This is a genomic window from Acidisphaera sp. S103, from assembly GCF_009765975.1.
GTDB lineage: Bacteria > Pseudomonadota > Alphaproteobacteria > Acetobacterales > Acetobacteraceae > Rhodopila.
In genome coordinates this window covers 335,695-345,419 of record NZ_LMUJ01000031.1, presented here as the reverse complement: position 1 = coordinate 345,419, position 9,725 = coordinate 335,695, and the positions used below count along the sequence as shown (strand labels likewise).

Genomic DNA, 9,725 nt, shown 5'->3' with positions numbered 1-9,725 from the left:
ACGCTCCTGCATCATCTCCTCGAGCTGACGATAGCTGATCGGATACGCCACGTACCAGCGCAGACCCCACAGGATCACCTCCCGCTCAAAATGGCTGCCCTTGAACTTGATCATCGTCCTCAATCCCACCGAAGCCGCCCCAGTCGATCCTACGCCAAGCCCCGGCCACGAAAAAATTTGCGACAGAACCGATAAACTTAGACGGCTCAATGGCCGACGAAGAAAGACTTTAGTCGAGGCCAATCATTGGCGGCATCCGGTTCGTCCCAACGCTGGTCACGGCCGAGATCGGCACAAGGGGAACGTTCTCAACGCGACCCGTGACCGGGCGACGCATCTGAGACACAATGCGGGGCAAGAAGGCCACCAGGGAGAACAACCCATGAAAGCGCTCACGCAGGAACAGTTGGAGTCTTTTCGCTACAACGGGTTCCTGTTTCCCCTTCCGGCGCTGTCGCCGGCGGAAATCGAGACCTGCATGACCGGGCTGCGGCGGTTGGAAACCGAGCTTGGCGGGCCGGTGGCGGAGGCGGAGGCGAAATGGCGATCGCATGGCCACATGCATGCGCCGTGGATCAACGACCTGATCCGCCATCCCCGGATCCTGGATGCCATCGAGGACGTGATCGGTCCGAACATTCTGGTCTGGACCAGCACATTCTTCATCAAGGAGCCGCATTCGCCGACCTATGCCGCCTGGCACCAGGATGGCGGGTATTTCGGCCTGGAGCCTCAGGCATCGGTCTGCGCCTGGGTTGCCTTGACCGACGCCAGCAAGGAGGCCGGCTGCATGGAGCAACTGTCGTTCCACGGTGAGCCGAAGTTGTATCAGCACTCGCCGATGGGTCTGCCGAACAGCATCAACCGGGCGGGGCAGACGATCGTGGAAGCGTTCGATGAGACGAGTCCGACGGCGATGGCGCTGCCGGCGGGATCATTCTCACTGCATCATGAGTTGGCGATCCACCGTTCGGCACCGAACCATGCGTCCCATCGGCGGGTGGGGATTGGGTTGAACTACATGCCCACGCATGTGCGGGTGGATGGTCCGGTGCGCTGCCGGGCGATGCTGGTGCGTGGGGAAGATCGCTATGGGCATTTCGATCTGGTCGATCCCCCTGGCGGCGAACGCGATGCGGCGGCGCTGGCGGCGCATCAGGATGTCAGCGACCAGTATCGGGAGAATTACCGTTTGCAGGTCGGGCGACATGAACGGCGGTTTGCCGGGGCTGGTTGAGCGTTCTTGTTTCGGGACGATTATGGCTTGGCGTTTCTGTCGTAGTTGGGACAGTCTGTGTTTCTGGCTTGGGCCTTCAACGCAGAGGGCGCAGAGCGGGGCGCAGAGATCGCGGAGAAAGCGATTTATATGTGAACACGTCAGGCCCGATCTGAAGATTCTGGGAAAATGCCCTTTTGTGGCGATGAGAGGACCTTTGGCGCTACAGCTAGATTGGGGGTGGCGCCTATTGCTTGGCGTGCCACTCCTTCAGCGCAGCGATGTAGTCTGATGAGGCTTTCAGGCGAGCCATATAACGGATGGGGCGCTGGCTCTCGAAGGGCAGAGCCCACGTCAGGGTGCCGCGCATGCCACAGTGCATTTCGTGGCAGCTTCCCGCGCCATCGTCCAACTGCAATTTTGATCCGACACGCGACAGCCGCAGGACGCATTGTTGTCCGTTCAGGCTTTGCGATACCGGCTCGCGATAGACGAGTTGATTCTTTTCGGCCTCTGCGACCCCCGATATGTCGCAGGCGTGCCCGTTGGCGAACTGTAGGGACGCCCTGATGTAGGCGGCGTCCTCTGCCACGGGCACGATCTCGACAACATCATCGCTGTCGTATCGTTCGCCGTCCACCATGCCGTTGACGAAATGCTTGCTGTAGCGGCCGGAAAGCGCCTCGGTGAGACTGGACGGGCCGGCGGCAACGGCGGCCAGTGTCACGATCGTTATTCCCAGAGCGATGGTGATGCTGGTCAGCGCGGTTCTGATATGGGTCACGGATTCCTACCTCTGGGAGTAGCGGCTATTCCCATATCGTAATCCTAGCCCGGCGCTTCTGACAGACGGGATTTCTCCGCATGCCCGCGACGCCGCGGCGCATCGGGATGTCAGCGACCGGTATCGGGAGAATGACCGTTTGCAGGTCGGGCGGCACAAGCAGCGGTTTGCTCAAGCGGGCTGAATGCCCTGTACAGCAAAAAGGCCAGCTTAATGCTGGCCCTGATGCAGATCGGTGAAACGCGGTTTAGCCGTTGGCCCATCCTGCGTCGAAAGCGTTGAGGGTGGGAACCGCCTGGTGCGCTCCGGTCACGACGCTCTGCGCATTGGCCAACCCGATGCCAAGGCTGAGAGCGGTGAAAGCGGCAAGAATGATGGTCTTCATCGGTAGTCTCCATGTCCGGTCGGGCGAAATGTCCGGCTTGGCTGGAGCGGAAGATGGACCAATGCGGTTCAAATGATAATCCGGTTTTCGGACATGGGATTTATGCGTGGGGCGGGGAGATGCCGAGACACCAATGCAACCCAGGTCAAACGACGCGCACGCCTTTTGTGTTGAAACCGGTATCCTGCCAGAAGCTTTCCCCCTCGAAGCGGCGCCACAAATCGGGCGGCAGCAGCTTGTCCCGTTCGGCCACACGAACCGCCGGCCGGACCGTGTGCAGTCCGGGAGTGCCCAGCCGAGCGTCGAACTCGGCCGCATTGAACGACACATGGTCGAAGTCGTGATCGAACGGCGGCAGACTGACGAAGTCATAGATGGCGTGCATCGCAAAAGCCGGGTCTCGGGTCAGCGTCTCATAGGTCAGCAGCAGAATGCGGTTCGATTCTGCGCTGTGCATCGCCGGCTTCAATGCGTTGTAGGCCTGCCCCACCATGCCGCCGCGCGCGGTCAGGCCGCCGGTCCGGGAATACACCGTTCCACCTGGGTCGAAATCGAAGATCCTTGAAAGCTCGAACGTATTCTCCCGAGTGATCCGTTCGATGCTTTCCAGCACCCAGGGCACATCTCGCACGCAGCAGATCATCTTCGCCTGCTGTGTCCGCCCGTGAGATAGAGATCGCGGCGCGGCAGCGCCCACCCGAGGGCGTGGCGGCGCAAGACGACCGGCGTGGTGCTCATCCCGCGGTTTGAGTTGTGTTTCCGTGATCGACCTGACGGTCTGTCCGGCAAGACTGATCGCCTCGTCGCTGACCCCTGTGTCGGCGGCGACCAGGATCTGGGCTCGTTTGATCTTGTGCGCCGCATGTTTGCCGCCGCTCAGCATCGCCGGGCGTGTCGCGCGTTCCGCCTCGCTCAGTTCGACCCGGTACCGTATATTCATGTCCGATCCCCCGTTGACGAGGGCGACGATGAATCGCGCGGCGACTGATTCTCATCCTGTTTTCACGCCGAAGCAGGGGCAATATCTGGCGTTTACTCACGCTTATACGCTGGTGAACGGGCGCCCGCCCGCCGAGGCGGACATGCAACGGTTCTTTCAGGTCGCACCGCCGTCAGTGCATCAGATGGTGGTTGCCCTCGAAAAAGCGGGATGGATCTCGCGCCAACCGGGGGTGGTGGCACGGAGCATCGCCGTTCTGGTCGATCGTCGCGATTTGCCGGACCTGCATCCGGGCTACGGTCAACCAGTTAAAGCCATTGTGCAGAGTTACTAGTCGGCCACCACCACACCCGGGAAATGGCACGCCACGCGATGGCCGGTTGCGACCTCCACGAGGGCCGGCGCCTCGGTGGCACAGCGCGGTGCCGCGGCTGGGCAGCGGGTGCGGAAATGGCACCCGGACGGAGGATTGATCGCACTTGGAATTTCCCCGGTCAGCAGGATCCGCTTCCGCGCCGCATTGAGCGTGGGCACGGCGGAGATGAGACTCGCCGTGTAGGGATGCAGCGGGCGGCGGAATAATTCGGCAGCGTTCGCAGTTTCCACCACGCGGCCAAGATACAGCACCACGATCCGGTCGGAGATATGGCGCACCACGGCCAGATCATGCGCGATAAACAGGTAGGTCAGGCGCAGCCGTTCCTGCAATCCGATCATCAGGTTGATGATTTGCGCCTGGATGTTCACATCCAGCGCCGAGATCGGCTCGTCCCCGACCACGAAATCCGGTTCTACCGCCAGCGCGCGTGCGATGGAGATACGTTGGCGCTGGCCCCCGGAGAACTCGTGCGGAAATCGCCGAGCCGCGGCCGGCGGCAGCCCCACCAGGTCGAGCAGGGCACCGACCCGAACGCGCGCGTCCGATGCGCTGCTGGCCAGGCCGTGGAGATGCAGTGCCCCGGACAGGATCTCGCCCACATTCATGCGCGGATTGAGCGAGGCGTAAGGGTCCTGGAAGATCATCTGCATCCGCCGGCGCAACGGGCGGATCGCCGATTGCGAGGCGTGGGAGATGTCCTGGCCGTCGAACAGGATGCGTCCGCCGGTCGGTTCCTCCAGCCGCATGACCACACGTGCCAGCGTCGATTTGCCGCAGCCGGACTCGCCGACCAGGCCGACGGTCTCGCCGGGGAAGACCTCCAGGTCCACGCCATCCACCGCGCGCAGCACGCGCCGCCGCTCCAGGAAGTTTTCGCGCGGCAGTTCGAAGTGCTTGACCAGGCCTTGCACTTGCAGCAACGGCTTCGGTCCGGCGGGCGGGCGCGACACGGCCGCGGTGGCACGCGCCTGTGGCGGCGCCAGGCGCGTGCCGTTTTGCGTGACCCAGCAACGGGCGCTGCGTTCGGGGGCGATCGGCAGCAGTGCCGGATGCTCCGAACAGGCCTCGACCGCGAAAGGACAGCGTGCGCGGAAGCGGCAGCCTTCGGGCCAGGCGCGGGCGTCGGGCGGCTGGCCTTCGATCGTCGCCAGCCGCCGGTCGCCGGTCTCGGTGCCGTCCAGCCGCGGCGCGGCATGCAGCAGTGCCCAGGTGTAGGGGTGGCGGGGATCGGTCAGCAGGTCCTGCGGCCGGCCTTCCTCGACCACCTCGCCGGCATACATCACCAGCACGCGTGAGCAGACCGAAGCGATCACACCCAGATCGTGGCTGATCAGGATTACCGCGGTGCCCAAATCGGCATTCAGCGCGCGCAGCAGGTCCAGGATCTGCGCCTGGATCGTCACGTCCAGCGCCGTGGTCGGCTCATCGGCCAGGATCAGTGACGGTTCGTTGGAAAAGCCCATCGCCAGCATCACGCGCTGGCGCATCCCGCCGGAGAACTGGTGTGGCCAGGAGTCCAGCACATCCTCTGGCTTTGCGATGCCCATGCGGCCCAGCAGCGACGCCGCTCGTGTGCGGGCCGCGTCCGCGGTGAAACGGTGATGCGCCGTCATCGTCTCGACCAACTGACGCGAGATGCGCAGCACCGGGTTGAGCGAGGTCATCGGGTCCTGGAAGACCATCGCGATCTCGGCACCGCGGACCTCGCGCAGTGCGCTTTCCGGCAGGGCGGTGATCTCCTGGCCGGCGAAGCGGATCGAACCGGCGACGATACGGGCCGGTTCCTCCAGCAGGTTCATGATCGACTTCGCGGCGACACTCTTGCCGGAGCCGGATTCACCGACGATGCCCAGCGTTTCGCCTCGGTGCAGGGTGAAGCTGACGCCGTCAACCGCGCGCACCACGCCGGCGTCGGTGAAGAACCAGGTGCGGAGGTCGCTGACCTGGAGCAGGGGGTCTGCATCGCTCATGGCGCTGCCGTCGATGCCACATCGTCATGCCGGCGCATGCCGGTATCCACGCCTTCCTTGTCGCACGAAGGCAAGGCGTGGATACCGGCATGCGCCGGCATGACGGGGCGCTCTGGCACGGCAGGGCGTACTGGCACGGCGGGGCGCTCTGGCACGGCAGGGCGTACTGGCACGGCGGGGCGCTCTGGCACGGCAGGGCGTACTGGCACGGCGGGGCGTACTGGCACGACGGGGAGTACTGGCACGGCGGGGAGTACTGGCACGGCGGGGCACTCTGGCATGACGGGGCGGGCGTTAGCGTCGTCTGGCATGTGGGTCCAACCAGTCGCGCAGGCCGTCGCCCACGAAATTGAAGCCGATGACGACCGTCAGGATCGCCAGGCCGGGGAATGTCGCAACCCACCATTGCGAGACCAGTTCGCGGCCTTCGGAGACCATGGAGCCCCACTCAGGCGTCGGCGGTACCACGCCTAGGCCGAGGAAGGACAGGCCAGCGAACACCAGAATGGCATTGCCCAGATCCAGCGTCACCAGCACGACCAATGGACCCAGCGCGTTGGGCATGATCTGGCGGAACAAGATGTGCACGGGGGAAAAGCCGATCGTGCGTGCCGCCGCGACGTATTCCAGCGAGCGTTGGCCCAGCACCAGGCTGCGTGCCAGCCGGGCGAATTTCGGCCACCACACGATCAGCATGGCGATCACCGTGTTGCGCGTGCCGATGCCCAGCGCGGCGGCGATCGCCATGGCCAGGATGATGGGTGGGAAGCAAAACATCAGATCGGTGGCGCGCATCAGGACCTCGTCGGCCCAGCCGCGGGCGTAGGCCGCGACGGCGCCAACCAACGTGCCGGCGGCCCCGCCGATCAGCACGACGGTGAAGCCGACTGTTAAAGAGGTGCGCGCGCCGTAGACGATTCGCGTCAGGACGTCGCGGCCGAGTTCGTCGGTGCCGAACCAATGCGCCGCGGAGGGCGCGGCGAGGCGGCCGGCGACGTTCACCGTATCGGGCGGGTAGGGTGTGATCCACGGTGCCAGCACGGCGGCCACCAGCCAGATCAGCACCACCGCGCAACCCAGGACGGCCAGTAGATAGCGCCGGCGCCAGCGGCGGCGACGGCCAGCGGCAGAGTCCGTCGTGTCGGCGAGCGTCGCGGCCGCTTCGTTGGTCAGCGCGGCGACGGTGACGGGATTCGTCATCGGCGCATTACCCTCGGGTCGAGCAGGGCATAGGAAACATCGACCACCAGGTTGACGATCACATAGACGACTGCGACCACCAGGGTGACGCCCATGATTGCCGGGAAATCGAGGATCACCGCGCTCTGGAACGTGTAGCGGCCCAGGCCGGGCCAGGAGAAGATGGTCTCGGTCAGCACTGTGCCGGTCAGCAATTGCGCGTAGGCCAGGCCGCCCAGCGTGACCACGGGCAGCAAGGCGTTCGGCAGGGCGTGGCCCAGCATGATGGCGCGCCCCAGCAGCCCCTTCGCGCGCGCGACCCGGATGTAGTCCTGCGACAGTACTTCCAGCATCGCGGCTCGGGTGGTCCGCGTGATCAGGCCCATGGTTGCCGATGCGAGCACGATCGACGGTAGGATCAGATGCGTGACCGCATCCCAGAACGTGTCCCACTGGCCGGCCAGCGGTGCGTCGATTAGCATGAACCCGGTCACGTCCGGCGGCGGGAACTGGTCGGCGCCGATCTGTCCCGGGCCGGGCGCCCAGCCCAGCCAGCCGTAGAACACTGCCAGCATGATGAAGGCCAGCCAGAAGGTGGGCGCCGAAACGCCGACCAGGGACACCGCTCGGGCCAGGTGGTCGATCCACGAATCGCGCTTCACCGCGGCCAGCACGCCCAGCGGCAGGCCAAACAACAGGGAGAGCAGGAACGCGACGGTGGAAAGCTCGATCGTGGCGGGGGCGTATTGCGCGATATCCTCGATCACCGGGCGCTGCGACGAGATCGAGATGCCCAGGTCGCCATGCATCAGGCCCCGCAGGAAGACCCAGTAGCGGTCCCACATCGGCAGATCGAGGCCCCATTTGTGGCGGTAGGCTTCGACGATGGCCGGGTTGTTGGCGGCGACGTCGCCAAGCTGCGTCAGCACCGGGTCGCCCGGCACCGTGTTGGCGATCAGGAAGATGATCAGGGTGGCGAGCAACACCATCGCCACGGCAATAAGCAAACGCGAGGCGATATAGCGCGGCAAGCGGTCGTGTCCCCCTCCTTTTTCTTGCCGCATACCGCACGGGCGGCGAAGCGCCAAGTTGTATTGTGCCGCCGCGCCCGTATGATCCGCGGCAGAAAATGCGCTTCGACGCAAATCTGGGAGGCGAACGTGAAAGAAATTGGCTGGATCGGCCGGCGTGATGTTGTGCGCTTGCTGGGTATCGGTGGTGCGGCGCTGGCGGCGGGGCTGCCGGCCAAGGTTCACGCCGCGGCCAGCGGCGGAACATTGGTGCTGGGCATCGACATCAGCGATTCCATCACGTTCGATCCGGCCCGCGAGGCGCAATACACTGCGCCGTTGAGCTTGCGGGCGGCGTACGAGTCGCTGGTGACGATGTCGCCGGGCGATTACCTGGAGGTGAAGCCGGCCCTGGCGTCGTCATGGGCGAAGACCTCGGATGGCAAGGGCTGGCGGTTTCACCTGGCCGACGCGAAATTCAACAGCGGCAATCCGGTCACCGCCGATGACGTGAAATGGACCTTCGAGCGGCTGATCAACCTGAAGGACCAGCCGTCGCAATACGTGACCAATATCTCGGCGATTAATGTGATCGACCCGAAGACGGTCGACCTGATGCTGGTCGATCCCACACAGCCGATCCTCGCGATTCTGTCCGGGCCGAATTTCGGCGTGATGGAACAAAAGGCTGTGGCGGCGCAGGGCGGAACGGCGGCGACCGACGCACCCACCGCCGACAAGGCGACCAATTGGCTGAACCAGCACTCCGCCGGCGCCGGCCCGTTCACCCTGGTGGGTTGGACCCGCGGGGCGCAGATCCTGTTGACCCGCAACGAACACTACTTCCGTGGTCCGGTGCAGTTCGAGCATGTGATCGTCCGCCATATGGGCGACAGCGCGACGCAGCTTCTGGCGATCAAGCGCGGTGACGTCGGGGCGGCATTCAATCTGATACCGGAACAGATCGCCACGCTGAAGGACGACAAGGAGGTGCGCGTGGAGGGACTGCGCAGCCTGGACTTCGTCTACATGGCCTTGACCAACGAGCCCGCGTTCAACAAGGCGCTGGCGGTGAAGGAAGCGCGTCAGGCGATCGCCTGTGCGATCGACTACGATGGCATCATCAAAAGCCTTCTCGGTGGGACGGCGATGCGCTGTGCCTCCTTTATCCCGATCGGGCTGTACGGCTCGACCGAGGAGACGACGAAACAGTTGGGCTGGCACCAGGATCTGGATCGGGCGAAGCAGTTGCTGCAGAAGGCCGGGCTGTCGGACGGGTTCGAGTTCAAGCTGAGCTATGGCGATGCCGCGGTGTCGGGGCTGTCGTACGCGGTGTTGGCGCAGAAACTGCAATCGGATCTGGCGCGCGTCGGTATCAAGGTGGTCCTGGATCCGATCGATCAGGTGAACCTGCGGACACAGTATACGACCGGGAAATCCACCGGCGGGGTGTTGACGTTCTGGAACCCGTCAGGCGTGGAAACGGATCAATGGGCCTCGGCCAGCGTGCTGCGGGTGGCCAAGCGGATTCATTGGACGCCCGACCCGGCGTTGACAGCGCTGGTCCGGCAGGCCGCCGCGGAGCAGGACACGACGAAGCGCACGGCGCTGTATGTGGAGTACCAGAAGGCGCTGCTCGACCAGGCGAGCTTGCAGATCCTGTTCCAGCCGATCTACCAGTTTGCGGTGCGCGACAGGTTGAAGACATTTCCGCTGACCGCGGCCGGGTGGGAGGCGGAGCTGTATCAGGTGACAACATAATCAAGGACCGACCGGTCTTTGGGGACCGGCGCGGCTTCAGGATTGTGTGCTGCCCGGCGCGGGATTATCGCGCGACAACGGGGTCGAGTTGCCTGACACCG

General features: G+C 64.4%; 9 protein-coding genes and 2 pseudogenes. 3 read left to right on the top strand and 8 right to left on the bottom strand.

Annotated elements, in window-relative coordinates; genetic code table 11:
* Window positions 1–114, bottom strand: a pseudogene (locus GSQ89_RS39070) (IS6 family transposase); the annotation flags it as partial.
* Between the two features lie 268 nt (window positions 115–382).
* Here GSQ89_RS39070 and GSQ89_RS06145 point away from each other — a divergent pair.
* Complete coding sequence (locus tag GSQ89_RS06145) at window positions 383–1,237, top strand: phytanoyl-CoA dioxygenase family protein (protein WP_158923040.1); 855 nt, start codon at window positions 383–385, stop codon at window positions 1,235–1,237.
* 226 nt (window positions 1,238–1,463) lie between these two features.
* On the opposite strand, the gene GSQ89_RS06140 is transcribed toward GSQ89_RS06145, so the two are convergent.
* From GSQ89_RS06140 to GSQ89_RS39060, 4 genes and pseudogenes are all read right to left on the bottom strand, one after another.
* Window positions 1,464–2,000 (bottom strand): hypothetical protein, encoded by a 537-nt coding sequence (locus GSQ89_RS06140; protein ID WP_158923038.1) that lies wholly within the window; start codon window positions 1,998–2,000, stop codon window positions 1,464–1,466.
* Between the two features lie 247 nt (window positions 2,001–2,247).
* Window positions 2,248–2,385: a hypothetical protein gene (locus GSQ89_RS06135; protein WP_158923036.1), complete on the bottom strand. Its 138-nt coding sequence runs from the start codon at window positions 2,383–2,385 to the stop codon at window positions 2,248–2,250.
* Window positions 2,386–2,530: 145 nt separating this feature from the next.
* On the bottom strand, window positions 2,531–3,082 hold the full coding sequence (locus GSQ89_RS39065; RefSeq protein WP_256367301.1) for a sulfotransferase domain-containing protein: 552 nt from the start codon (window positions 3,080–3,082) through the stop codon (window positions 2,531–2,533).
* 93 nt (window positions 3,083–3,175) lie between these two features.
* Window positions 3,176–3,325, bottom strand: a pseudogene (locus GSQ89_RS39060) (IS630 family transposase); the annotation flags it as partial.
* 28 nt (window positions 3,326–3,353) lie between these two features.
* Between GSQ89_RS39060 and GSQ89_RS06125 the strand changes: the two are divergent.
* Window positions 3,354–3,659 carry a LexA family transcriptional regulator gene (locus GSQ89_RS06125; RefSeq protein WP_158923034.1) on the top strand — a complete coding sequence of 102 codons (306 nt, stop codon included), beginning with the start codon at window positions 3,354–3,356 and terminating at the stop codon, window positions 3,657–3,659.
* On the opposite strand, the gene GSQ89_RS06120 is transcribed toward GSQ89_RS06125, so the two are convergent.
* From GSQ89_RS06120 to GSQ89_RS06105, 3 genes are all read right to left on the bottom strand, one after another.
* Window positions 3,656–5,674, bottom strand: coding sequence for a dipeptide ABC transporter ATP-binding protein (locus GSQ89_RS06120; RefSeq protein WP_158923032.1), 2,019 nt, complete (start codon window positions 5,672–5,674; stop codon window positions 3,656–3,658). The genes GSQ89_RS06125 and GSQ89_RS06120 overlap by 4 nt on opposite strands.
* Window positions 5,675–5,968: 294 nt before the next feature.
* Entirely contained in the window at window positions 5,969–6,874 is a 906-nt protein-coding gene (locus GSQ89_RS06110) for an ABC transporter permease (RefSeq protein ID WP_158923028.1), read from the bottom strand.
* Window positions 6,871–7,884 (bottom strand): ABC transporter permease, encoded by a 1,014-nt coding sequence (locus GSQ89_RS06105; protein WP_158923026.1) that lies wholly within the window; start codon window positions 7,882–7,884, stop codon window positions 6,871–6,873. The genes GSQ89_RS06110 and GSQ89_RS06105 overlap by 4 nt, the downstream gene beginning before the upstream one ends.
* A 129-nt stretch (window positions 7,885–8,013) precedes the next feature.
* On the opposite strand from GSQ89_RS06105, the gene GSQ89_RS06100 reads away from it, so the two are divergent.
* Window positions 8,014–9,624, top strand: a complete 1,611-nt coding sequence (locus GSQ89_RS06100) for an ABC transporter substrate-binding protein (RefSeq protein ID WP_158923024.1) — start codon at window positions 8,014–8,016, stop codon at window positions 9,622–9,624.
* The last annotated feature ends 101 nt before the right edge of the window (window positions 9,625–9,725 follow it).

Bases quoted from the DNA above. Each gene is read 5' to 3' on its own strand.
- GSQ89_RS06145 (WP_158923040.1), top strand. From the start codon at position 383: ATGAAAGCGCTCACGCAGGAACAGTTGGAGTCTTTTCGCTACAACGGG.
- GSQ89_RS06135 (WP_158923036.1), bottom strand. From the start codon at position 2,385: ATGAAGACCATCATTCTTGCCGCTTTCACCGCTCTCAGCCTTGGCATC.
- GSQ89_RS06125 (WP_158923034.1), top strand. From the start codon at position 3,354: ATGAATCGCGCGGCGACTGATTCTCATCCTGTTTTCACGCCGAAGCAG.
- GSQ89_RS06120 (WP_158923032.1), bottom strand. From the start codon at position 5,674: ATGAGCGATGCAGACCCCCTGCTCCAGGTCAGCGACCTCCGCACCTGG.
- GSQ89_RS06110 (WP_158923028.1), bottom strand. From the start codon at position 6,874: ATGACGAATCCCGTCACCGTCGCCGCGCTGACCAACGAAGCGGCCGCG.